Origin of the sequence: Nocardioides humi, from assembly GCF_006494775.1 — a bacterium.
Taxonomy (GTDB): domain Bacteria; phylum Actinomycetota; class Actinomycetes; order Propionibacteriales; family Nocardioidaceae; genus Nocardioides; species Nocardioides humi.
The window spans coordinates 4,833,102-4,856,451 of the sequence record NZ_CP041146.1 but is presented as its reverse complement, the minus strand read 5'-3'; the positions used below and the strand labels follow the sequence as shown (position 1 = coordinate 4,856,451).

Sequence of the window (23,350 nt, the reverse complement as noted above, 5' to 3'; positions counted from 1 at the left end):
CCCCCTGACCGTCCGCTCCCCCACGCCGGCGTCGCCAGCGGGCACCTCGCTTGTGCGGCCGGACGACCATGAGTCCGGTCGAGTTCGAGTACCGGCTGACCGGCATCGGATGGAGCGAGGCACGACTGGCGATCGGACCTGTCGTGGCGTCACTCACCGCGTCCGACCTGGACGACGCCTTGGGCGATCTGGTCCGAGCGACCCTCGCTCTGGCCCGCGGAGCAGCAGAGGTCCGCGTGTCCTGGGCCGAGGAGCCCGGCGAGTTCCGCTGGGTGCTGCAGGCACGGGGCGCCCAGGTCGACGTCCGCGTGCTCTGGTTCGACAGCGACTGGAACCGCCTCCCGGACGAGCGCGGCAAGGTCCGGCTGACCGCCACCTGCGATCTGCGATCCTTCTGCCAGGCCATCGCGGCGGGCACGCAGGCGGTCCTGGACCAGCACGGCGAAGTGGGCTATGGGAAGAAGTGGGTCCTTCACGATTTCCCGACCGAAGCACTGCGCGAGCTCCAGACCGCGCTCTGAGCAGTTTGCCAGCGCCCGGTCAGGACTCGTCCGGACGCAACAGCGCGTCCGGGTCCAGCCGGGGCGGGACGGCGGCCAGCGCGGCCTGGACCAGCGCGGTGCGCGCCTTGACCTCGACCGCGCGCCGCAACCGCCCTCGGCGCTGGCCCACGAGACCGGTCACGACCTCGGCGACCTGCGCGTCGTCGTACGTCGGACGGGTGCCGGGCGCCACGTCGACGTCGGGGAGGGCGACGAGGACGGGGAGCACCTGGTCGCCGAGCGCGTCGAGGACCTTGAAGCGCTGGTAGCGGTCCATCCGCTCCCACGCGGTGTCGGCGTCGACGCCACGCTTGCGCAGGCGGCGGTCCGCGGCCAGCACGGTCTTGGCCGCGCCGGCGAGTGCTGCGGTCAGCTCGTGCTCGGTGAAGCGCATGGGCCCCAGCATGACGGACGCTGTCCCGCCCCCACTAACGTGGGCGCCGTGGACACCGCGGCTGTGCTGACGCTCCTGCAGGACGTGGCGGCGGAGGTGATCAACCCCCGGTTCCGCACGCTCTCCGACGAGCAGGTCGCGGAGAAGAACCCCGGCGACCTCGTGACCGTGGCCGACCACGAGTCCGAGGCGCTCATCACCGCCGCGCTGCAGGCCGCCTACCCCGACGCGCTCGTGCTCGGCGAGGAGGCGATGGCGGGCGACCCGGCCCTGCTCGACCGGTTCGCGACCGCCGAGCACGCCTTCACCGTCGACCCGGTCGACGGCACCAAGAACTTCGTCAACGGCTCACCCGACCACGCCGTCATGGTGGCCGAGGTCCGCGGCGGCGAGGTGACCCGCGGATGGATCTGGCAGCCCCAGCACGCGACGTCGTACGTCGCCGAGCGGGGTGCCGGCGCCTGGCGCAACGGCGAGCGGCTGACCGTCGCCGGCCCGGGCGCGGACACGCCCTTCCGCACCGCCCGGCGGGCGTGGGTCGGCCGCGAGCTCGGCGGCCTCGGCACGCTCGAGCTCACCTGGGCCTGCTGCGGCGTCGACTACCCCCACCTGGTCGCCGGCGACGCCCGCGCGCTCCTCTACAGCCGCAGCATGCCCTGGGACCACCTGCCCGGCGGGCTGATCCTCACCGAGGCAGGCGGCACGATCGGCCAGCACGACGGCACCCCGCTCCAGCCGCAGGCGCTGGCCGGCGGCATCGTCGCGGCGCCCGACCGGGCGACGTACGACGCCGTGGTGGCCGCGCTGCCTCTCTGACACGGCGGCGCAGCCGCATCGTGTGAAGCCCGCGGGGCGAGCGGAGCGAGGCCCCGTGCGGCGAGCACGATCTGCGATCTTGCGTCTGACCGCCAGGTGGCCTTGAGCGACGCCTACGTCGACTGCGCGCGCGGCAGCGTGTCGCACGGCGGCGCAGCCGCATCGTGTGAAGCCCGCGGGGCGAGCGGAGCGAGGCCCCGTGCGGCGAGCACGATCTGCGATCTTGCGTCTGACCGCCAGGTGGCCTTGAGCGACGCCTACGTCGACTGCGCGCGCGGCAGCGTGTCGCACGGCGGCGCAGCCGCATCGTGTGAAGCCCGCGGGGCGAGCGGAGCGAGGCCCCGTGCGGCGAGCACGATCTGCGACACGCTCGCGCCAGTGATCAGCAGGCGGCGGCGACGTCGTCGGTCTCGTTGGCGACGTACCCGTCGTTGCGGGAGCCGAGCGATCCGCCGGTGACGGTGGCGGGCTGCTCGTCGGACTGCTGCTCGGTGGCCGCCTCGGCGGGCTTCTCGGCCTGCTCGCGCTTCGGCGCCTTCTTCTCCTGCTGCGGGGGCGGCCGCTGGCCTTGTCGAGGGCGTCGTCGACCATCTGGTGGATGAGGTCGATGTCGGGGCGGGCGGTGTCGATCCGCGGCGGGACGAGGGAGATGGAGGAGATCTTCTGGGTCCGGGCGCGCAGGGCGAGCTCGACGAAGTCGCTGAGGGCGCCGCCGGGGATGTCGGTCTTGATCATCGCGCTGGAGGCCTGGGCGATCTCCTGGAAGTTGGTCAGCGCCTGCGCGGGGCTGACCTGGGAGACCAGCGCCGAGAACACACACTTCTGGCGGGCCATCCGCGAGTAGTCGTCGGAGCCCTCGCGAGCGCGGGCGTACCAGAGCGCGTCGTGGCCGTCGAGCTTGCGCTCGCCGGGCTCGATGTAGCCGGTGACGTCCTTGCCGAGGCCGCCGACCGGGATCCGCTGGCGGACGTTGAGCGTGACCCCGCCGAAGGCGTTGACCAGGCGCTCGAAGCCGCGCATGTTGACCATCACCCAGTAGTTGATGTCGAGGCCGGTGATGCCCTCGATCGCCATCACGGTGGCGTCGATCCCGGGGTTCTCGGAGTCCCCGAAGAGGTCGGTGTGGTCGCCGGCCCAGGTGCTCACGCCGTTGAGGTAGCAGCCGTCGCAGTCGAAGCCCTTGGGGAACTGCTCGTCCATGACGCTGCCCTTGCGGAACGGGAAGTTCTGCATGTTGCGGGGCAGGCCGATCATGACGGTCTGGCCGGTCTTCTCGTCGACGGAGGCGACGGTCATCGAGTCGGTGCGCAGGCCCCAGCGGTCCGCGCCGGAGTCGCCGCCGATGAGCAGGATGTTGTAGCGGCCGTCGTGGGAGCTGCCGAGGTCGCCGTCGGCGAACATGGTCAGCCACTCGCGCTGGGCGGCGGCGAGGTGGGCGCCGAAGAGCAGGGTGCCGGCGACGGAGAAGCAGAGGATGCCGTTGACGCCGACGACCGCGCGCCGGTGCGGGAGCCGCAGGCTGAGCGGCTGGCCGATCCGCCAGGCGTCGACGAAGAGCGCGGCCCAGCCGATCGCACCGGCGATCAGGTAGAGCCGCACCACCAGCATCACGGTCGGGCTGAACGCCAGGCCGAGCGCGAAGCCGTTGTCGAGCCAGCTCCAGGCGCCGACGACGAGCAGCGTGCCGAGCGAGGCCAGCCAGACGCGGACGGCGAGCCGGCCGATCGCCCGGTTCCCGGCGACGAGCTGCGCGGAGCCGGGCACGACCAGGGTGAACGCCATCAGGGTCAGGGCCCGGCGGAAGCGCACGCGAGCGGCGCGTTCGTCGACGGCGATGCGCGCGTCGATGGCTCCGGTCTGAGGCACCCGCCCAGTATCACCAGTCCCACGCGTCACTCCGGTCGCGACGCGCCGCGACCACCCACCCTCGGCGGCTCAGGCCGCGGCGACCGACCCGGCGAGCCGGGCGATCTCGTCGGCGGAGGCGTTGCCGCCGGTGCAGACCACCGCCACCGGACCCGCGACCGGTGCGTCGTACGACGCGGCGACGGCACCGGCCAGCGACGCGGCGCCCGCGCCCTCGGCCAGCGTGTGCGCACAGGTCGCGAGCAGCCGGGCGGCCGCGTCGATCGCGTCGTCGTCGACCAGCACGAAGTCGTCGAGCCGGTCGCGGAGCACCGCCTGGGTCCGCGGGTAGCCCGTGGTCGTCGCCAGCCCGGCGGCCCGGGTCGTCGCGGGCGCGGTCTCGATGGTGCCGCTGCGCCACGACCGCCACCCGGCCGGCGCGGCGTCCGACTGCACGCCGACGACCCGGCAGTCCGGCGCGAGCGCGTCGCGCACCAGGCAGGCGCCCGCGGCGCCGGTGCCGCTGCCGACCGGCACGAACAGCGTGTGCAGGTCCGGCGCCTGCCTGAAGAGCTCGAGGTACGCCGTCGCGTGGCCCAGCACGATCCGCGGGTCCGTCGGGCAGACGAACGACGCCCCGGACTCCGCCGCCCGCGCCCGGGCGTGCTCGGCGGCCTCCCCCAGGCTGGCGCCGACCAGGACCACCTCGGCGCCCAGCGCGCGCACCGCGTCCCGCTTGGCCGCGGGCGCGCTCGCCGGCATCACGATCGTCGCGGGTACGCCGGCCAGCCGGGCGCCGTACGCCACCGACTGGGCGTGGTTGCCGGTGGAGCAGGTGACCAGGCCGTGCGCGCGCTCGGCGTCGCTCAGCCGCGCGGCGAGGTGGACGCCGCCGCGGACCTTGAAGGCGCCGGTGGGCAGCACGTTCTCGTGCTTGACCAGGACCGGGCGGCCCAGCGCCTGGTCGAGCAGCGGGTGCGCCTGCAGGGGCGTCGTCGGCAGCTCCCGGCCCACGACCTCGGCGGCGGCGAGGACGCCGTCGTACGTCAGCTCGATCGGGTCGGGGCGGGCCATGGCTCCATGGTCCCGGGTTACCCACCCATCGGTCCAATAGTTCCTTTCGTGCTTTCCGATCGACACCATCGATCTATCATGGACGGATGATCGACCTCCGCCGCCTCGAGGCCCTGGTGGCGGTGCACCGCACCGGCTCGGTGTCGGGCGCCGCGGCCCAGCTGCACTACGGCCAGCCGACCATCTCCCACCACCTGCGCCGGCTGGAGGCCGAGACCGGCAGCGTGCTGCTCCAGCGGGTGGGCCGGGGCGTCCGGCTGACGCCCGAGGGCGAGCGGCTCGCGCGCCGCGGGGAGGAGATCCTCGGCCTGCTCGCCCGCGCGGAGGCCGAGCTCGCAGCCGCGACCAGCCTGCAGTCGGGGCGGGTCCGGCTCGCGGCCTTCCCGTCGGGCGCGGCGACGCTCGTGCCCGACGCCCTCGCTCTCCTGGCTGAGCGGCACCCCGGCATCCGGCTCGACCTGGTCGAGGCCGAGCCGCCCGAGGCCCACGAGCTGCTCCGCGCCGGCGAGATCGACCTCGCCCTCACCTTCGCCTATCCCGACCAGCCCGAGCCGGAGCAGATCACCTCCGTGCCCGTCTTCGACGACCCGCTCCACCTGGTCACCCCGGCCTCCGCCGCCCCGCCGGCGGGCCCGGTCGACCTCGGCGGCTACGCCTCGTCCGGCTGGATCACCGGCTGCGAGCGCTGCCGGCGCGAGCTGCTCACCCTGTGCGCGGAGGCCGGGTTCACCCCCGCCATCGCCTTCGCCAGCGACGACTACGTCGCGGTGCAGTCGCTCGTCGCGAGCGGCCTCGGCGTGACGGTGCTGCCGGGCCTGGCGCTGCGCGCGCACCAGCACCGCGACGTCGTACGACGACCGCTGGACGCCCACCGCCGGGTGCAGCTCTCGACGTACGGCGCTCCCCCGCGGCCGGCCGCGGTCGACGCCGTGGCCGAGGCGATCGCCGAGGTCGGCCGGGCCGTCAGCCGGTGACCCGGCCGGCCTCGATGTCGCGGCGCCGGGCCAGCCGGTGCGCCCGGCGGATCTCCGCCTCGCGCATCCGCCGGCGGTCCTCCTCGGTCTCCGGCTCCAGCGCCGGCACGGCCCGCGCCGCGCCCGCGCCGTCGATCGCGACGAACACGAAGTACGCCGAGCCGACGTGCCGCAGCTCGGTCGCCGCGTCCCACGGCTGGGTCTCGATCCGCACCCCGATCTCCATCGACGAGCTGCCGACCCAGTTGACCTGGGCGTAGGTGCGGACGATGTCGCCGACCCGGACCGGCTCCAGGAAGGCCATCTCGTCGAGGGCGGCGGTGACGGCCGGCCCGCCGCTGTGCCGCTGGGCGACGACGCCGGCGGCGGAGTCGGCGAGCTTGACGATCTCGCCGCCGTGGATGTTGCCGAGCAGGTTGGCCTGGGCCCGCGAGGTCACCGACGCCAGCTCGATGCGGGAGTAGGACGCTGTGCGTGCCGCGACGATCTCTGTCACGCCCTGACGGTAGCGTCCTGCCCATGGCAGGGGACGACGAGGAGTTCGACTGGGTCTACGGCCCGCCCCAAGGCGGATCGGACCCCGAGCCCACGCGCCGGATCCCGGTCCAGCGGCGTCCGGCCGCCCAGCCGCCCGCGGCGCCCCCGCGGCTGCCGCCCGCCCAGCGGTACGACACCGCCCCGGAGCCGTCCGGCCGTCCGCCCCGGCGCAGTCGCTGGTCGCGACCGCGCACCTACGTGCGCCTGGTGCTGCTGCTCCTCGTGCTGTGGCTGGTCTTCCTCGTCGCCGTCCCGCTCATCGCGTGGAACCGGGTCGGCAAGGTCGACTTCGAGCCCTCGGCCGACCGCCCGCCGGAGCAGCCCGGCACGACGTACCTCCTCGTCGGCAGCGACTCGCGCGCCGGTCTCTCGGCCGAGGAGCGCGAGCGGCTGCACACCGGCGACGCGGCCTCCGAGCTCACCGACACGATCCTGCTGCTGCACACCGGCGCCGGGCCGACGACGCTGGTCTCGATCCCGCGCGACTCGCCGCTCGACATCCCGGGCTTCGGGGTCGGCAAGGTCAACTCGGCCTACGCCAAGGGCGGTACGCCGCTGCTCACCCAGACCCTGGAGCAGGCCACCGGGCTGCGGATCGACCAGTACGTCGAGATCGGCTTCGGCGGGCTCGTCGGCGTCGTGGACGCGGTCGGCGGCATCGAGATCTGCCCGAAGCAGCGGATCAAGGACAAGGACTCCGGGCTCAACGTCAAGAAGGGCTGCCAGGAGGTGGACGGCGCGACCGCGCTGGCCTACGCGCGGGCCCGCAAGTACAGCCCGATCTCCGACCTCGCCCGGGTCCAGCAGCAGCGCGAGGTGATCGCCGCCGTCGGCGACAAGGTGCTCTCCCCCTGGTCGGTGCTCAACCCGATCCGCTGGTGGCGGCTCAACGGCGCGGTCCCCGACTTCTTCCGCTTCGGCGAGACCACCGGCCCGGTCGACGCCGGCCGCTGGGCGCTGGCGATGACCAAGGTGAGGAAGTCGTGCACCGTGCCGCTGGCCCGGGCCGACACCACCTGGGACACCCAGCGCGCCCAGCAGCTCTTCGGCCACATCGCCGCGGACCGGACCGGCGACATCACCGACGACCTGTGCACGGCCACCGGCCTCGCCGGCGTCGACGGCTGATCCCGGCCGATCCCGCACCCCAACCACGGAGGACCCCTGTGTACGAGACCCTGACCTGGCAGGTCGACGACGACGGCATCGCCACCCTGACGCTCGACCGGCCCGACGCCCTCAACGCCTTCGACCTCACCATGGCCGAGGAACTGCTGCAGGTCTTCCTCACCGACGCCCGCGACGACGCCGTGCGCGCGGTCGTGGTGACCGGCGCCGGGCGCGCGTTCTGCGCGGGCATGGACCTGTCCGCCGACGGCAACGTGTTCGGGCTCGACGAGACGCTCTCGCCCACGCCCGAGGAGTTCCGGGCGGCGTACGACGAGCCGCCGTACGCCGACGGCGTCCGCGACACCGGCGGCAAGGTCACCCTCGCGATCCACGCCCTGCCCAAGCCGGTGATCGCCGCGATCAACGGCCCTGCGGTCGGCATCGGCGCCACCATGACGCTGGCCATGGACATCCGGCTGGCGTCCACGAAGGCGCGGATCGGGTTCGTGTTCGGCCGGCTCGGGATCGTCCCCGAGGCCTGCTCGTCGTGGTTCCTGCCGCGGATCGTCGGCATCCAGCAGGCGCTGGAGTGGGTCTACTCCGCCGACATCCTCACCGCCGACCAGGCGCACGCCGGCCGGCTGGTGCGCAGCCTGCACGAGCCCGACGAGCTGCTGCCGGCGGCGTACGACCTGGCCCGGTCGTTCGTCACGGACCGCTCCCCCGTCGCCCTCGGCCTGGCCAAGCAGCTGCTCTACCGCAACAGCGCCGCCGCGGAGCCGCTCGAGGCGCACCTCACCGACTCGCTGGCGATGTTCTGGACGTCCGTCGCCGACGGCAAGGAGGGCGTCGCGGCGTTCCTGGAGAAGCGCACGCCGCGGTTCACCGGCAGGGCCAGCGAACTGCCCAGGATCGGGTGACGGGCGGTGAGCCGAGGGCTCACATCGCCATGAAGAGGATCTCCTCGCGGCTGTACTCCCGACCCGGATGCTCGGCCGCGAGGTGCTCCTGCACCTTCTCGACCAGCTCGTCGTCGGTGTCGGCGCGCAGGGTGGTGTCGCAGGGGCAGCGCAGCGAGGGCATCGGGACCTCCGGGGACGAGGAGCAGGAACGAGTTCCAGTCTAGGCCGGTCGCGACTTCGGGGCGTACCCCGTTGCACCTTCGCGTGTGCAGGAGAGCCCGACGCATGGGTAGCCTCGACCGCGATGCAGCCGACCTCTCGACTCCCCGCCCGTCGTGCCCTCGCGTCCCTCGTCGCCCTGGTCGCGACCGTGGCCCTGGCCGGGTGCAGCGAGCAGGAGCCGGTCCCGGCGGAGCCGGCGGCCGCCGTACCGACGACGGCTCCGACGACCACAGCCACCCCCGAGGCCGAGGCCGAGCCCGCGCCGCCCGCGGCGGAGCAGCCGAAGACCGCGATCCCCCACGTCCAGCGCACCCAGCGCCCGTACGTCAAGGACAAGGAGGTCTGGGAGAAGGCCCAGCCGGCGCACCTGCAGAACCTGAAGAACCCGCTCGCCGAGCGGCGTTGGGGCGTCTACCAGGGCGGGCTCGAGCAGACGTGGACGGCGTACCAGGCCGCGGGCGGGAACGACAAGCAGCTGCTGAGCAGGATCGCGCTGCGCCCGAAGTCGCTGTGGCTCGGTGACTGGAGCGGGTCGCCGGAGCGGATCGGCTCCGTGGTGAAGGAGTACGTCGAGAACGCCTCCGGTGGCGACCCCAAGGTGCTCGTGCAGCTCGCGATCTTCCGGATGGACCCCTGGGAGCACGCCGTGTGCAACCGCGGCCCCTCCCCCGCCGCCCAGGACTCCTACCGCCGCTGGATCACCAACGCCGCCCGCGCCCTCGGCCGCCAGCACACCGCCGTCATCCTGCAGCCGGACCTGCCGTTCTGGTGGTGCTCGAACCGCGCGGTGACCAGCTCGCTCGTCAAGCACGCCGTCAAAGCGTTCTCGGCACAGCCGAACACCAGCGTCTACCTCGACGCCGGCGCGGCGGACTGGAGCAGCACACCGCAGGTGGGCGTGCCGCGGCCGTCCCAGGCCGCGGACCTCCTGCTCGCCAACGGCATCGAGGACGCCCGCGGCTTCGCCCTCAACGCCACCCACTACGTCGGCACCGAGGAGAGCGTCGCCTACGGCACCGAGCTGGTGGAGATCCTCCGGGACCGAGGGGTCAAGGGCGTCCACTTCGTCATCGACACGGCCCAGAACGGCAACGGGATGACCTGGCCGGAGGTCGACGCCGAGGGGCCTGTCAACGACAACGCCCGGGTGTGCGGGTCGACCTCGGACCGTCGCGGCTGCGTGACCCTCGGCATCCCGCCGACCTCGCGCGTCGGGGATCCCCGGTGGGGCCTGTCCCCGGAGGCGACCCGGGCCGCGAAGCGCCACGTCGACGGCTTCCTCTGGTTCGCCCGGCCGTGGCTGCACATGCAGGCGAACTGGCGCGGACCGGCCCGCGCCCTGGGCATGGCCCGCAGCACGTCCTGGTTCGGTCCGTAGCCTTCCGCTGCCGCGGGGGCGGGATCCCGCGGGCGGGGTTCGTCCGTCCGGGCACCTCCGGCGCCTCCCGGCTGTCCCGCGCGGCTCGGAGCGGGGACCTCGCCGTCGGCGCCTCTCACGCACCCGAGCCGGACCTTGCGCAGACGCCGACGGCACCCCGACATCGCCGCGCGGGACAGCCGTCCGACGCCTGCGGTGCCCGGACGGACGAGCTGCGCCGGCGGGGTCCCCGGTGGGTGGAAAGCAGGTCGGCCGCCCCGAGGGGGCGGCCGACGTGCGTCGTTCGTGTGCTCGGTCAGGCAGCGGCGTCGGTGCGACGGCGGCCGTAGCCGACCCCGCCGGCGCCGGCGACGACCAGGCCTCCGCCGAGGATCAGCCACATCAGGTCGGGGCCGCCGGTGTTGGGCAGACCGCCGCCGTTGTCGCCGCCGCCGTCGGCACCGATCCGGAAGCGGGTGGTGTCGGAGGACGGCAGGAAGAGGTCGGCGTTGTCCGGGGAGAGGTCGGCGCGGGCCAGGTAGGGGCCCTTCGGCAGGCGAGGGCCGGTGACCCGGATCGGCTTGTCCACGAAGTGGACGGTCGTGGTGAAGACCGGCTTCGCGACGACGGCCTGGGCGCCCCGCGCGGCGCTGCCGCTGGCGGAGACGGTGACCGCGATGTCGCCGGCGGGCGGGGTCGGGTAGTTGGCGCTCGCGCTGACCTCCAGCACGATCGGCTCGCCCGGCACGGCCGTGATCACCTGGATCCGGGTGACGGTCGGGATCTTCACCGTGTAGTCGTCGGCGTTCGCGGGCGTCGACGGCGCGACGGCGAACGCCACGGCGAGCACTGTGAGCGCAGCCAGCTTCCTGAGCACGTGTCCTCCTTGAACTTTCCCCATGCAACAACCCGGCGTGTTCAAGGTGACGGGTGGTGCGTTGGCACGATCCTAGTGCGTTCTCACCCGCCGGTGGGAGTCGACTCCACCAAGTGGCCGAAAACGACCGACCGGTTGTCGGTGTGGAAGATCTCCGAGCAGGTCAGCAGGGTGATCAGGTGGTCGCCGGCGTCGTCGGGCGGCTGGATGCCGCCGGAGCGCGGGTTGACCGGCCTCTCGTCGAGCACCCAGGTCTGGGTGAAGGGGATGATCAGGTCCTCGCCGCCGGTGTCGAGGACATAGGTGTACGTCGCCGCGCGGGTCTCGACGATCACCTCGTCGCCCGGCTCCAACGACGGCAGCTCGGCGAACGGCTCGCCGTGGGTCACCCGGTGGCCGGCGAGCACGTAGTTGCCGGCGGCCCCGGCCTCGGCGGTGTCCTCCATGTGACCGACGCCCGCCGCGAGGACCTCCTGGCTGGACCCCTCGAGGACGGGGACGGCGTAGTCCTTGCCGAACTTCGGGATGTGCAGGATCGCGGTGGCGTTGCCGAAGTCGGTGCGGACGACGTCCTGGCCGTCGCCCCAGCCGGCCTGCAGGGCCTGGCGGACCTCACCCTGGCGCTGGTGGGACTGCCAGTTGGTGCCCCAGAACTGCCAGGCCACCCAGCCCAGCACGGCCAGGCCGGCGGCGATCAGGCCGCAGCCCAGCCAGAAGGAGACCCGGCGGCGGGTCGTCGTCGGGGGCGTGGCGGACGAGCCGTCCGCCGGGCGCGAGCGGCGCCGGCGTACCCGCTGGGGCGCGGGGCCGGCCCCGGCGTCGGCCCCCGGGCCGGAGCCCTCGGGCACGTCCGTCTGCGTCATGGGATCCCTCCTCCACAGGGCCCCGCGTCGGACGGCCCCACCCCATCCAACGCGACGCGGACGCGACTGTCACGCCCGGCGGCGACCCCGCTCCACGAGCCCGCCGCCGGTCACGACGAGCCCGATCCCGGCCAGCAGGACCGCCAGGTGCGGGCCCCCGGTGTTCGGCAGCGGTCCGCCGCCGCCGGTCTCGTCCGACCCCACGCGGACCTGGGCGCTGTCACGGCAGCGCGCGAACTGGACCGGGTCGTCCGGCACGAACGTCGCCCTCGCCCGGTGGACGCCCGCGGTCAGCCGCGGACCGAGGATCTCGACGGTCGCGCCGTCGTAGCGCACGGTCTTGCTCCAGCCGGCCGCGGACCGGGCCGCCTGACGCGCGGCCACGCGGTCGATCTCGACGGTGACATTGCCGGTGGGCTGCACGTTGCCGGCGGCGGTCACCCGGACCCGGACGACCGCCCGGTCGCCGACGACCGCGGTCGGGACGGTGATCCGGCACGACGTCGGCACGGCAGGCGTGTAGGGATCAGCGGCCGCGGAGCTCCCCACTCCCGCCAGCGCGAGCAGGAGTGCGGCGGGTGCCGCGACAGCACCCCACAGGACCAGGTAACGACGCATCAGACCCCATCTCCCGAAAGATGAAAAAAGGACGCTCCGCCCATCGCCCCGGTGTGATGGGCGAATCTGACTGGTCAAACTCGGTGCTGTGAGAATTGTTACGGGGGCTCGGCAGATATTTCGTCCTGTTGCTGCGACGCCCGGTCACAGGTTCTGCTCGCCCGCTCGGCGGGCCTGCGTCAGAGGGTGCTCTGGACCCCCGCGAGCAGCTGGCGGGCCATCACGATCCGCTGCACCTGGTTGGTGCCCTCGTAGATCTGGGTGATCTTGGCGTCGCGCATCATCCGCTCGACCGGGTAGTCGCGGGTGTAGCCGTAGCCGCCGAGGACCTGGACGGCGTTGGTGGTGACCTCCATGGCGACGTCGGAGGCGAAGCACTTGGCCGCGGCGCCGAAGAAGGTGAGATCGCTGTCGCCGCGCTCGGAGCGGCCGGCGGCGGCGTACGTCAGCTGGCGGGCGGCCTCGACCTTCATGCCCATGTCGGCGAGCAGGAACTGCAGGCCCTGGAAGTCGGCGATGGCCTTGCCGAACTGGCTCCTGGACTGCGCGTAGTCGAGCGCGTAGTCCAGGGCGCCCTGGGCGACGCCGACCGCCTGGGCGGCGATGGTGACCCGGGTGTGGTCCAGGGTCCTCATGGCGTACTCGAAGCCCTTGCCCTCCTCGCCGATGATCCGGTCGCCGGGGATCCGCACGTTGTCGAAGTAGACCTCGCGGGTGGGCGAGCCCTTGATGCCGAGCTTCTTCTCCGGGGCGCCGAAGGACAGGCCCGGGTCGGACTTCTCGACGACGAAGGCGGAGATGCCCTTCGAGCGCGCGTCGGGGTCGGTGGTGGCGAGCACCGTGTAGAACTCCGACTCGCCCGCGTTGGTGATCCAGCGCTTGGTGCCGTTGAGGACCCAGGCGTCGCCGTCGCGGACCGCGCGGGTCCGCTGGTTGGCGGCGTCGGAGCCGGCGTCGGGCTCGGAGAGGCAGTAGGAGAAGCCCTCCCCCGCGGCGAGGCGGCCGAGGTACTTCCGCTTGAGGTCCTCGGAGCCGCCGATCATGACCGGGAGCGAGCCGAGCTTGTTGACCGCGGGGATGAGGGACGCCGACACGTCGGCGCGGGCGACCTCCTCGATGACGAGCACGGTGGCGAGGGCGTCGGCCCCGGCGCCGCCGTACTCCTCGGGGACGTGGGGGGCGTGGAAGTCGGCGGCCTGCAGCGCCTCGGCGGCCTCGCGGGGGTAGCGGGCCTCCTCGTCGACCTCGGCGGCGAAGGGCGCGACCTTCGCGTCGCAGACCGCGCGCACGGCCTCGCGGATGGCCTGGTGCTCCTCGGACAGGGCGTACATCGGGTGGTCGCTCACGACGGCTCTCCTGGACTCGGTTGGTACTCAGTATCGTACTAGCGAGACTCCGTCCCGTCGAGTTAGGGTGCACCGGTGCCCGCCACCGCCCGCGACCGTCTCGTCGCCGCCGCCTTCGAGCTCTTCGAGGGCAAGGGGTACGACGCCACCACCGTCGACGAGATCGCCGCGCGCGCCGGGACCGGGCGGAGCACCTTCTTCCGCCACTTCCGCGGCAAGGAGGACGTGGTCCTGCCCGACCACGAGGCACTGCTGGGCCGGGTCGGCGGCCGGCTCGCGACGGCGTCGCCGGCCGGGCGCGAGGTCGCGCTGCGCGAGGCCGCGGGGATCGTCCTCGCGCACTACCTCGCCGAGGGCCCGACCGCCCGCGCGCGCTACCGGCTGGCCAGCACGGTGCCGGCGATCCGGGATCGCGAGATCGCCAGCGTGCAGCGGTACGTCCGGCTCTTCGCCCAGCACGTGCACGGCTGGCTCGACGCCGAGCCGGACGGCCCGCTGCGCGCCGAGCTCGTCGCCTCCGCGGTCGTGATCGGGCACAACCACGTGCTGCGCCAGTGGCTGCGCGGCGAGGTCGACGACGCCGCGACCGCGGAGGCCCTGGTCGACCGGGCGCTCGGCCACGCCCTCGCGCTGCTCCGCGGCCCGGCCGCGACGGCGAGCGCGCCGACCATCGTGATCACCGGCGGCGAGCAGGACGTCGAGCAGGTCGTGCGCCAGGTCCGCGAGGCGCTCGGCGGGCCCCACGGGAAGAACGGCGACGCCGCCGACCTTGGGTCCTCATGAGCACGCCCGCGCACCTCGACCCCGACGTCATCGACCGGATGCTCGACGACACCACGACCTGGGCGGTCGTCGGCCTGTCCGGCAACCCGGACCGGACGGCGTACCGGATCGCCGCGCTGCTCCAGCAGCGCGGCAAGCGGATCGTGCCGATCCACCCCTCGGCCCCGGTCGTGCTCGGCGAGCAGGGCTACGCGACGCTCGCCGACGTGCCGTTCCCCATCGACGTGGTCGACGTGTTCCGGCGCTCCGAGGACGCCGGCCGCTTCGCCGACGAGGCGGTCGCGATCGGCGCCGGCGGCGTCTGGTTCCAGCTCGGCGTGGTCGACGAGGCGGCCTTCGAGCGCACCCGCGCGGCCGGCGTGCCGATGGTCATGGACACGTGCCCGGCCATCGAGTGGCGCAACCGGGGCGGGCGGGGCGTCGCGCTGTAACACGTTGATTGCTGCTCTGGCAGCCGCCTGCAGGGGTGGTTTCGCGACGTCTTGCGGCTGCCAGGTGGGCGAACAACGTGTTACAGCGCGACCGACTCCTCGCCCACCCCGCGCTACTGGTCGCGGACGACGGCACCCTTCGCCTCGGCGGCGGCCTTCAGCTCGGCCTGGAAGTCGGTCATCCGCCGCTGCAGCGCGGGGTCCGTCGCCCCGAGGATGCGTACGGCGAGCAGGCCGGCGTTGCGCGCCCCGCCGATGGCCACCGTCGCCACCGGCACGCCCGCCGGCATCTGCACGATCGAGAGCAGGGAGTCCATGCCGTCGAGGTACTTCAGCGGCACCGGCACCCCGATCACCGGCAGCGGCGTCACCGCCGCGAGCATGCCCGGCAGGTGGGCCGCCCCGCCGGCGCCGGCGATGATCACCGACAGGCCGCGACCGGCCGCCTCCTTGCCGTAGGCGAGCATCTCCTCCGGCATCCGGTGCGCCGAGACGACGTCCGCCTCGTAGGCGATGCCGAACTCCCGCAGCGCCTCCGCCGCGGCCTGCATCACCGGCCAGTCGGAGTCGGAGCCCATCACGATGCCCACGCGCGCAGTCATGGGCGGCAGCCTAGGGGGCCCTGCGGGGGTCGTGTGCCTGGGACCGTGGACATGCGGGTTCTCAGGCACACGACCCCGCGGAGCCGGAGCTCACTCGCTCTCGTCGCCGAGGTCGCCGCGGAACCAGGCCGCGGCGTGCCGGGCGCGCTCCAGGCAGTCGTCGAGGTCGTCGCCGTAGACGTTGACGTGGCCGACCTTGCGACCGGGGCGCAGGTCCTTGCCGTACAGGTGCACCCGCAGCCGCGGGTCGCGGGCGAGGGCGTGGGGGTAGCCGTCGTACAGGCGCCCGACCTCAGGGTCGTCGCCGCCGAGGATGTTGACCATCACGGTCCAGCGGGCGCGCGGCTCGGGCGAGCCGAGCGGGAGGTCGAGGGCGGCGCGCAGGTGGTTCTCGAACTGGCTGGTGACGGCGCCGTCCTGGGTCCAGTGACCGGTGTTGTGGGGACGCATGGCGAGCTCGTTGACCAGCACCCGGGAGGTGCCGTCGGCGGCGACCTCCTCGAACAGCTCGACGGCGAGGATGCCGGTGACGCCGAGCTCGCCGGCGATCCGCAGCGCGAGCTCCTGCGCGCCGGTCGCGACACCGGGGTCGAGGTCGGGCGCCGGGGCGATCACCTCGCGGCACACGCCGTCGACCTGGAGCGTCGCGACGACGGGGTACGCCGCCGCCTGGCCGCTCGGCGCCCGCGCGACGAGCGCGGAGAGCTCACGGCGGAAGTCGACGAGCTCCTCGGCCAGCAGCCGCACCCCGCGGTCACGGGCAGCGGCGGCCGCGGCGAGCGGCTCGGTCGCGTCGTCGGGGGTCCGGACCACCCAGACCCCCTTGCCGTCGTACCCGCCGCGGGAGACCTTGAGGACGCACGGCAGGCCGAACGCCTCGACATCGGCGGCGGTCTCGACGACGGCCCAGCGCGGCTGGGGGGCGCCGAGACGGCTCATCGCCTCGCGCATGACGACCTTGTCCTGGGCGTGCACGAGCGCCTCGGGACCCGGGTGGGCGGTGACGCCGTCGGCGGCCAGGGCGCGCAGGTGCTCGGTCGGCACGTGCTCGTGGTCGAAGGTGACGACCGAGCAGCCGTCGGTGACGGTGCGCAGCGTGGCGAGGTCGTGGTAGTCGCCGACCAGCTGGTCCGGGATCACCTGGGCGGCGGAGACGCCCTCGGCCTCGGCGAGCAGCCGGAGCGGTACGCCGAGGGCGACGGCCGGCTGGGCCATCATCCGGGCGAGCTGGCCACCGCCGATCACGGCGATCCGGGGCGCGGGTTCGGTCGTCGGCACGGCCGAACCTTACAAACTCGCGGGCTCCTACGCGGAACTGGTGGCGTCGGCGACCATGCCGAGCTCGAAGCGCAGGCCCTGGCCGCGGATCGTGGTGATCAGGCGGGGCTGCCGGGTGTCGTCGCCGAGCTTGCGGCGTACCCAGCCCAGGTGGACGTCGATGGTCTTCGACGACGTCCAGAAGGTCACGCCCCACACGTCGCGCATCAGCTCCTCGCGGGTGACGACCGAGCCGGCGCGCGCGATCAGCGCGTGGACCAGGTCGAACTCCTTGCGCGACAACAGGATCTCGCGGTCCCCACGCCACGTACGCCGGGCCGACGGGTCGACCCGGACGTCCTGCACTTCGATCACAGGGGTCAAGGTAAGGAAGCACCCGGCCCCGCGGACGTGAAACAGCGAGAATTTTGCCTAGAGAAGGGATGCAAAAAGGGCGCCGGACCTGCGGTTTCAGTACGCCGAGGGGTCACGCGCGGCGGACTGCAACAGGTTCCACCACACCGAACCCGCGGACCGGGCGGGCCGGCAGCGGGCGGGACTCGACCTGGTCGCCCGGCAGCAGGTCCGCGGTGGCGTGGTCGACGATGATCCGGTTGCGGCGCGCGACCTGGGTCAGCCGGGCGGCGAGGTTGACCGGCGGCCCGAAGACGTCGCCCATCCGCAGCACGACGCCGCCGGTGGCCAGGCCGACCCGGACGTCGGGCATCCGGGGGTCGCGGCCGATCACGTTGATGATCCCCTCGGCGGTGGTGAAGGCGGCCATCGGGTCGTCGTTCACGAAGAGGACGGCGTCGCCCATGCTCTTGATCAGCCGGCCCTGCTCGCGGGCGATGACGTCGCCGCAGCGAGCCTCGAAGACCTCGACCAGCTCGCCGATCCGCTCGCGGGAGACCTCGTTGGAGAGCGCGGTGAAGCCGACGATGTCGGCGAACCCGACGCTGAGGTCGGTGGTGTGCGGGTCGTCGTCGAGCGCGCGCACCGACTCCATCCGCGCGATGGCGGCGGCGAGGTGCCGGCGCCAGGCGTAGACGAGCAGGCCCTCGAACCGCTCCCCCAGCCGGGCCAGCACCCACGCGCCGGCGTCGTCGACCGGCTCCCCCTCGGGTACGCCGTCGGCGACGTGCTGCACGAGCTCGCCGACCTCCCAGTCGGCGAGCCGGGCCATGGTGATGCCGACGCCGCGGGTCACGTTGAGCGCGACGTCGAGGTCGACCACGCCGTCGTCGAGGATCTGCGTCATCAGCCGCATCGCCGCGACGTCGGCGCTGGTGTAGGCGCGCGCGTCGCCGTGCTCGGCGAAGCCGAGGGTGCGGAACAGCCGGCGCGCCTGGTCGAGCGGCAGGCCCGCCTGCTCGGCGACCTCGGCCGCGGTGAGCTGGGGGGTCTCCCCCAGGAAGGCCCGCTCGGGACCGGTCTCAGACACCTTCGTCCCGGCGCGTGGCCGGCCCGCTGTGCAGCTGGTGGAGCAGCTCGTTGAGCTGGCGCTGCGTGGTCTCGACGTGGGGGATGTCGTTGAGCCGCACCTGGCCGAACGTCGAGGCGTCGGCGATCAGCAGGCTGCCGCAGCCGAACAGGCGGTCGGTCAGGTTGATCTCGATCGAGATGTCGCTGACCCGGGCCAGCGGGATGTCGTGACCGGTCCGGGTGATGATGCCCTTGCGGGTGATCAGCCGGCGGTCGGTGAAGGCGTGCACCGTGGTCAGCCACACCAGGAACGGGCGCACCGTGAACCAGAGCACCCCGAGGAGGACCAGCACCCACACGATCAGCCTGAGCACGCCCTGGGCGCCGTCGCCGTCGAGCCGGACCTGGACGACGACGCCCACGGCGAGGAGCACGACGAGCGCGAGGATCGGCCCGAACAGCGCCTTGGGGTGCTGGCGGGTGCTGATGACGAGGCGCTCGCCGGGGTTGAGCAGCTTCTTCGAGATGGCCACGGTCAGATCATCCCACCAAAGCGTCGATCCGTGGGGGGACGTTCAGGCCGACGCCGCCCGGACGTGGATCACGTCGCCGGCGCCGACCCGCTCGGTGCCGTCGGCGGTCTCGACCACGAGCCGGCCGTCGTCGTCGATGTCGGTGGCGCGGCCGAGCAGCTCCCCGCCGCCGGGGACCTCCACCCGGACGTCGCGCCCGAGGGTCGCGCAGTGGGAGCGGTACGACGTCGCGAGGCGCGCGGTGCCCTGCTCGCCGCCGGCCTGCCAGACGTCGTACCCCTCGCGCACGGCGGCGACGACGCCGAGCAGCACCTGGGTGCGGTCCGGCGCGCCGGGGCCGGCGACCGCGAGGCTGGTCGCGGTGGGCACGGGGAGCTCGTCGGCGGTCATGGCGACGTTGATGCCGACGCCGACGATGGCGGCGGGGCCGGTCGGGGTCTCGACCCGCTCGACGAGGATGCCCGCGACCTTGCGGTCGCCGTCGAGGAGCACGTCGTTGGGCCACTTGACCTGGGCGTCGTAGCCGAGCGCGGTGATCGCCTTGGCCACGTTGTGCCCGACCAGCAGCGGCAGCCAGGGCCAGGACGCCGGCGGCACCGAGGGCCGCAGGACCAGCGAGAAGGTGACCGCGGTCCCGGGCGGCGTCTGCCAGGTCCGGTCGAGGCGGCCGCGACCGGAGGACTGGTGGTCGGCGACGACCACGAGCCCCTCGTGCGCGCCGGCCCGGGCGCGCTCGGCCGCGATCTCGTTGGTCGACGGCGCCTCCGGCAGCAGCTCGAAGGTGAGGTCGGGAGTCAGGTCGGACGCGCCGGCGAGACGGTCGCCGTCGAGCGGTCCACGGTCGGGGGTCGGAGTGGAGCCGGAAGTCACGGGCTCTACCTTGGCGCAGTCTGCCCCGTGAGGAAACCCCGGGGTGTCGCTCCTGTCAGCGCTCCGTCAGCGCTCCGTCAGCGTCCTGGCCAAGGATCTCTCAGACCTCGGCTGTCGCCGTGGTCGCCCGTCCGCCCCTCCGAAGGAGTTCCACCATGCCCGCCGCCGTCCCCATCGACCTCAGGCGTGGCGCCACGGCGGTGATCAGCGCGCTCGCGCTGGTGCTCACCACCATCGCGCTCCTGCAGACGGCACCTGCCGCTGCCGACGACTCCCAGATCACGTTGAGCGCAGCGGAGGTCAACGAGGCGCTCTTCGTGGCCGGTGACGTCGCCCGGGTCAGCGCGGATCCCGCCGCCGGAGTGCTCGAAGGCGTGTTGCAGGAGCTGTACGCCGTGCGGCCCGGGCTGTCCGCAGACGACGCGGTCGGCCAGATCAGGATCCTGGAGTCGGGGATGGCGGCGGCAGCGTCGCAGGCACAGACGGGCCGGCTGGCGACCCCTCAGGCCGAAGGCGCCGCCACCTACGAGTACTGCCAGCACTGGAGCGAGCCGGCCGAGGACGTGGAGTGGAGCAAGCGCGACCACATCTGCGCCGACTGGCTCCACACCAACGGGGCCCGGCTGCACTTCCTGACCTCGGCGATCGAGGAGACGGACGTCCTGCCGGAGACCAAGCGGGCGGTGCGCAAGGAGGTGAAGTCCGAGCTCACCACGTCCGACAACGGCGTCGGCGCGAGCGCGATGACCCCGACCCTGGATCAGGGAACCGGGTCGCGCAGTCTCCAGCAGTCCGCCGACCGGCTGCAGCGCAGCTACGCCCTGGCCCAGGACAACGACGAGTTCGCCTCCGCTCGCGACGACCTGTGGGCAGGCAGCACCGCCGAGGAGATCCTCGCCTCCCTGCAGCAGCGCCAGAACGACCCCGACCTGGCGCCCCTGACCGAGCAGATGGCGAAGATCACCGCGCAGGGCAGCCTGACGCTGACCGCGCCGCAGTCCGAGGGACTGGCGGCGGAGGCGCTGAGCCAGACCGACGAGGCGACCGGGACCGCCGTCGACGCGCTCAGCGAGCTGGCCGAGGCGCAGCAGAAGTACGACGAGGCGAAGACCGACGCCGAGAAGAAGAAGGCGAAGGAGGACCTGGACGCCGCCAAGGACGCGCTGAAGGAGCCGCTGAAACAGGCCGAGAAGATCGTCAAGGACGCCAAGACGGTCGTGGACTTCGCCACCTTCATCCTGGACAAGTTCGATCCCGAGGCCGCCGCGGCGATGAAGGAGGGCGCCGACACAGTGCTGCCGATCGCCGAGGGGCTGATCGAGGTCGGTAGCAGCATCGTCAACGGCGTGATCAACTTCTACACCGGGAACTGGATCGGGCTGGTCGGCGACGCCTTCTCGGCGCTGCAGGGCCTGGAGAAGCTCTTCGGCGGCCCGGGATCGAAGCCGAAGCCGGACCCGGTCAAGGTCGCGCTGGAGAACCTGGGCAAGCAGCTGGAGAAGCTGGGCGAGCAGATGCACGAGCGCTTCGACCGGATCGACGCCGCCCTGGAGCAGATCTACACGGCGCTGACCACGGGGGTCAGCGAGGTGCTGGCCAAGCTGGTCGCCAATGAGCAGAACGTGGCTGAGATCTTCGACCGGCTGGAGGTGCAGCGGGCCAACCTGGCGCGTCTGGAGGACCGGGTGTTCGCGCTCTTCAACGCCGACCAGCGCCGGACGCAGAAGGAGGCCATCAACCTGGCGGTCGGCAAGCAGACGATGAGCTCGGATCTGTACGACACCAGCACCAACCAGTTCTTCACCTGGGCCACCGAACATGCCAAGGACGAGATCGCTCTTGGCGCGAACCGGAGCTTCCGTCCCGCGGATCTCCTCGAGGAGCTGGACAAGGGCCTGGACACGAACGTGGACTACCTGAGGCGCTTCACCAAGGAGGTCTACGAGCTTCCCTCGCCGCTCGGTGGCAGCACGGTGGTCAACCCCAGCGACTGGGGCAGCGCTGCCCGCGCGTTCGGCCGGGTGATCACCGAGCATCCCCGCCACTTCCACAGCGAGCCCCGCAACCTGGGCCGACTGGACGCCATCATCGCCGAGGGCGAGCGGCTCCGGGACACCTTGGCCGTGATCGCCGAGAACGACACGGCCGCGGCGACCGGCAGCACCGTGCTGAACGCGGCCACCCAGCACTACCGAGAGGCCTGGGGGGAGCTCTCCACGGGCGTCGAGGCCGCGCTGGAGGACTGGATCGCGGACCAGGTCACCAGCTTCGACCTCTGGAAGGGACCGCGCCAGTCGTACGCCGCCGCGGACCTGCCGAATCTGCCGGCGATCAGCTGCGGCCCGGTCTCGGGCCTGAGCGGCAAGGCGTTCGCGGCGGGCACGCCGTACACCAGCACCATGCCCAACCAGCTCGGCCTGGCGCTCAACGCCGGCCTGCTCAGCCTCCGGGTCTGCAGCACCACGGCCGAGTGGGTCAACTTCGAGGACAGGCCGGAGACGAACCCGAGGACGCCCATCGTCGTGCAGCGCTTCGCCCAACTGCGCGTGCGTGTCCAGGTGGAGGCGAGGAACGCCGGCGGGACGGTGGCCACCGCCACCGGGACCTACACCGACGCGGACAAGGTGAACATCTGCGACTTCGACGAGGACGGCACCGACAACTGCGATCTCGTCGCGAACCACGCCGTGGCCAAGGCCGGGCACGAGTGGGACGAGATCCGCACCAAGCTCGGCTACGCCTGGTCCGCCCAGGTCCGGGATCAGGACGAGTCGTACATCACCGGCATGGTCACCGACTGGCTGCGCGGACGCCAGCAGGTGGCGGTCGGTCACATCCTCGACCTGCTGGAGCCCGGCGGCGCGGATCAGGATCTCTCCGAGGCGTCCCGAGCGCTGAGCGCGGCCCGCAAGGCGCTGAGCAGCTACGTCGAGCTCGGCCTGCCGGCCGGCCTGACTGTGGACGCCGAGCTGCGCGGCCTGCTCGAAGGCGGGCTCGACACGGCCTCGAGCAGCACGGATCCGTTGGAGCGCCTGCTCGACGGGACCACCCGGCTGCTGGACGACGCCGGCGCCGGGCACCTGAGCCAGATCTGGGACGCGGTCGCCGCGCAGTACCGGTCCCAGGACGTGCCGGCAACGCTGCGTGCGGCCGGCGAGGAACGCGTGGATCGACTCGAGCAGTTGCTGCGTGAGCACGTGGTGCCCGCCGACGGGCAGGCTCGACGTCCGCTCGGGGCGGCCTTCATCGAGTCCACACTGGACCGATTGGAGTTGGCGCGCAGCGCGCTGACCGGTGACGGGCCGGTGACCACGATCGTGTCCGGTCCCGCCACGACCACCACGTCGACGCGGCCGACCTTCACCTTCACCACGGGCGAGGAGGAGTCCGGGACGACCGTGGCGTGCCGGGTCTTCGCCGAAGGCACGACCGCGCCCGCCTTCGGGCCGTGCTCCTCCGGGACCGGCGGGAACAGCCACACTCCCGCCACACCCCTGGAGAACGACGACTACATCTTCGAGGTGCGCGGCATCGACGACGCGCTCATCACCGGCGCTTCCGCAACCCGACGCTTCAGCCTGACCGCCGACTCCACGCCCGGCGACCCCGACGACCCGACCGAGCCCGACGCCACCGACCCAGGCTCGAACGGCTCGGCGACGGCCACCACCTTCACGATGCTCGAGAAGCCCAAGATCAAGGGCAAGAAGCAGGTCGGCACGAAGCTGAAGGCGACGACGGGCGTGTGGTCACCGACTCCGACCACGATCAAGTACACATGGTTCGTCAACGGCAAGAAGGTGAAGGGCAAGGCCGGAAAGCAGCGAGCCTACCGGATCCGTCCGGGAGACCGACGGCAGAGGATCTTCGTCAAGATCGTCGTCAACCGGCCCGGCCACACCAAGGCCGTCGCGACGTCGAAGGCGGTGCGTGTCAAGCGCTGAGCATGGCCGTCCCAGCACCGAGCCGTTG

At 72.9% G+C, this 23,350-nt stretch carries 23 protein-coding genes and 1 pseudogene; 9 read left to right on the top strand and 15 right to left on the bottom strand.

The genetic code is table 11. The features are described from left to right. Positions 1–68 precede the first annotated feature (68 nt). On the top strand, positions 69–521 hold the full coding sequence (locus FIV44_RS23475) for a hypothetical protein (RefSeq protein WP_141006557.1): 453 nt from the start codon (positions 69–71) through the stop codon (positions 519–521). 19 nt (positions 522–540) lie between these two features. Here FIV44_RS23475 and FIV44_RS23470 read toward each other — a convergent pair whose 3' ends face one another. Continuing rightward, positions 541–936, bottom strand: a complete 396-nt coding sequence (locus tag FIV44_RS23470; RefSeq protein ID WP_141006556.1) for a hypothetical protein — start codon at positions 934–936, stop codon at positions 541–543. On the opposite strand from FIV44_RS23470, the gene FIV44_RS34205 reads away from it, so the two are divergent. Continuing rightward, positions 919–1,752 carry an inositol monophosphatase family protein gene (locus FIV44_RS34205; RefSeq protein WP_425465138.1) on the top strand — a complete coding sequence of 278 codons (834 nt, stop codon included), beginning with the start codon at positions 919–921 and terminating at the stop codon, positions 1,750–1,752. The two genes, FIV44_RS23470 and FIV44_RS34205, sit on opposite strands and share 18 nt — an antisense overlap. An 846-nt stretch (positions 1,753–2,598) precedes the next feature. On the opposite strand, the pseudogene FIV44_RS34200 reads toward FIV44_RS34205, so the two are convergent. Further along, positions 2,599–3,006, bottom strand: a pseudogene (locus FIV44_RS34200) (LCP family protein); the annotation flags it as partial. 681 nt (positions 3,007–3,687) lie between these two features. Next, positions 3,688–4,671 carry a threonine ammonia-lyase gene (locus FIV44_RS23455; RefSeq protein WP_181410785.1) on the bottom strand — a complete coding sequence of 328 codons (984 nt, stop codon included), beginning with the start codon at positions 4,669–4,671 and terminating at the stop codon, positions 3,688–3,690. Positions 4,672–4,757: 86 nt separating this feature from the next. Between FIV44_RS23455 and FIV44_RS23450 the strand changes: the two genes are divergently transcribed. Beyond that, positions 4,758–5,645 carry a LysR family transcriptional regulator gene (locus FIV44_RS23450; RefSeq protein ID WP_141006553.1) on the top strand — a complete coding sequence of 296 codons (888 nt, stop codon included), beginning with the start codon at positions 4,758–4,760 and terminating at the stop codon, positions 5,643–5,645. Here the strand turns inward: FIV44_RS23450 and FIV44_RS23445 are convergent. After that, complete coding sequence (locus FIV44_RS23445; protein ID WP_141006552.1) at positions 5,635–6,141, bottom strand: acyl-CoA thioesterase; 507 nt, start codon at positions 6,139–6,141, stop codon at positions 5,635–5,637. The genes FIV44_RS23450 and FIV44_RS23445 overlap by 11 nt on opposite strands. 23 nt (positions 6,142–6,164) lie before the next feature. Here FIV44_RS23445 and FIV44_RS23440 point away from each other — a divergent pair, with 23 nt between their 5' ends. Beyond that, on the top strand, positions 6,165–7,310 hold the full coding sequence (locus tag FIV44_RS23440) for an LCP family protein (RefSeq protein ID WP_141006551.1): 1,146 nt from the start codon (positions 6,165–6,167) through the stop codon (positions 7,308–7,310). Between the two features lie 38 nt (positions 7,311–7,348). After that, on the top strand, positions 7,349–8,212 hold the full coding sequence (locus tag FIV44_RS23435) for a crotonase/enoyl-CoA hydratase family protein (protein WP_141006550.1): 864 nt from the start codon (positions 7,349–7,351) through the stop codon (positions 8,210–8,212). Between the two features lie 19 nt (positions 8,213–8,231). Here FIV44_RS23435 and FIV44_RS23430 read toward each other — a convergent pair whose 3' ends face one another. Beyond that, positions 8,232–8,375, bottom strand: a complete 144-nt coding sequence (locus FIV44_RS23430) for a DUF1059 domain-containing protein (RefSeq protein WP_139622113.1) — start codon at positions 8,373–8,375, stop codon at positions 8,232–8,234. 123 nt (positions 8,376–8,498) lie between these two features. On the opposite strand from FIV44_RS23430, the gene FIV44_RS23425 reads away from it, so the two are divergent. Next, complete coding sequence (locus FIV44_RS23425) at positions 8,499–9,794, top strand: glycoside hydrolase family 6 protein (protein ID WP_181410784.1); 1,296 nt, start codon at positions 8,499–8,501, stop codon at positions 9,792–9,794. Between the two features lie 295 nt (positions 9,795–10,089). Here FIV44_RS23425 and FIV44_RS23420 read toward each other — a convergent pair whose 3' ends face one another. From FIV44_RS23420 to FIV44_RS23405, 4 genes are all read right to left on the bottom strand, one after another. Further along, positions 10,090–10,650, bottom strand: a complete 561-nt coding sequence (locus FIV44_RS23420; protein ID WP_219996151.1) for an LPXTG cell wall anchor domain-containing protein — start codon at positions 10,648–10,650, stop codon at positions 10,090–10,092. Between the two features lie 83 nt (positions 10,651–10,733). Beyond that, positions 10,734–11,513, bottom strand: a complete 780-nt coding sequence (locus FIV44_RS23415; protein ID WP_141006547.1) for a class E sortase — start codon at positions 11,511–11,513, stop codon at positions 10,734–10,736. 69 nt (positions 11,514–11,582) lie between these two features. After that, positions 11,583–12,131 carry a hypothetical protein gene (locus tag FIV44_RS23410; protein ID WP_141006546.1) on the bottom strand — a complete coding sequence of 183 codons (549 nt, stop codon included), beginning with the start codon at positions 12,129–12,131 and terminating at the stop codon, positions 11,583–11,585. A gap of 179 nt (positions 12,132–12,310) precedes the next feature. Continuing rightward, entirely contained in the window at positions 12,311–13,462 is a 1,152-nt protein-coding gene (locus tag FIV44_RS23405) for an acyl-CoA dehydrogenase family protein (protein ID WP_181411253.1), read from the bottom strand. Positions 13,463–13,552: 90 nt separating this feature from the next. Here FIV44_RS23405 and FIV44_RS23400 point away from each other — a divergent pair, with 90 nt between their 5' ends. Together FIV44_RS23400 and FIV44_RS23395 are read left to right on the top strand one after the other, a co-directional pair. Next, positions 13,553–14,260, top strand: a complete 708-nt coding sequence (locus FIV44_RS23400; RefSeq protein ID WP_141006544.1) for a TetR/AcrR family transcriptional regulator — start codon at positions 13,553–13,555, stop codon at positions 14,258–14,260. Continuing rightward, on the top strand, positions 14,257–14,691 hold the full coding sequence (locus FIV44_RS23395; protein WP_219996150.1) for a CoA-binding protein: 435 nt from the start codon (positions 14,257–14,259) through the stop codon (positions 14,689–14,691). The genes FIV44_RS23400 and FIV44_RS23395 overlap by 4 nt, the downstream gene beginning before the upstream one ends. A 113-nt stretch (positions 14,692–14,804) precedes the next feature. Here the strand turns inward: FIV44_RS23395 and purE are convergent, their stop codons facing one another. From purE to FIV44_RS23365, 6 genes are all read right to left on the bottom strand, one after another. After that, positions 14,805–15,293, bottom strand: a complete 489-nt coding sequence (gene purE / locus FIV44_RS23390; protein WP_141006543.1) for a 5-(carboxyamino)imidazole ribonucleotide mutase — start codon at positions 15,291–15,293, stop codon at positions 14,805–14,807. A 90-nt stretch (positions 15,294–15,383) separates the two neighbouring features. Then, entirely contained in the window at positions 15,384–16,571 is a 1,188-nt protein-coding gene (locus tag FIV44_RS23385) for a 5-(carboxyamino)imidazole ribonucleotide synthase (protein WP_181410783.1), read from the bottom strand. A gap of 27 nt (positions 16,572–16,598) precedes the next feature. After that, on the bottom strand, positions 16,599–16,925 hold the full coding sequence (locus FIV44_RS23380; RefSeq protein ID WP_141006542.1) for a winged helix-turn-helix domain-containing protein: 327 nt from the start codon (positions 16,923–16,925) through the stop codon (positions 16,599–16,601). Between the two features lie 112 nt (positions 16,926–17,037). Then, a complete protein-coding gene (locus FIV44_RS23375) occupies positions 17,038–17,994 on the bottom strand; it encodes an adenylate/guanylate cyclase domain-containing protein (RefSeq protein ID WP_141006541.1) in 957 nt (318 codons plus the stop codon). Beyond that, positions 17,987–18,508, bottom strand: a complete 522-nt coding sequence (locus FIV44_RS23370) for a PH domain-containing protein (RefSeq protein ID WP_141006540.1) — start codon at positions 18,506–18,508, stop codon at positions 17,987–17,989. The genes FIV44_RS23375 and FIV44_RS23370 overlap by 8 nt, the downstream gene beginning before the upstream one ends. 42 nt (positions 18,509–18,550) lie before the next feature. Continuing rightward, positions 18,551–19,378 (bottom strand): biotin--[acetyl-CoA-carboxylase] ligase, encoded by an 828-nt coding sequence (locus FIV44_RS23365; protein WP_246086574.1) that lies wholly within the window; start codon positions 19,376–19,378, stop codon positions 18,551–18,553. 155 nt (positions 19,379–19,533) lie between these two features. On the opposite strand from FIV44_RS23365, the gene FIV44_RS23360 reads away from it, so the two are divergent. Further along, a complete protein-coding gene (locus FIV44_RS23360; protein ID WP_141006539.1) occupies positions 19,534–23,322 on the top strand; it encodes a hypothetical protein in 3,789 nt (1,262 codons plus the stop codon). Positions 23,323–23,350: the final 28 nt, after the last annotated feature.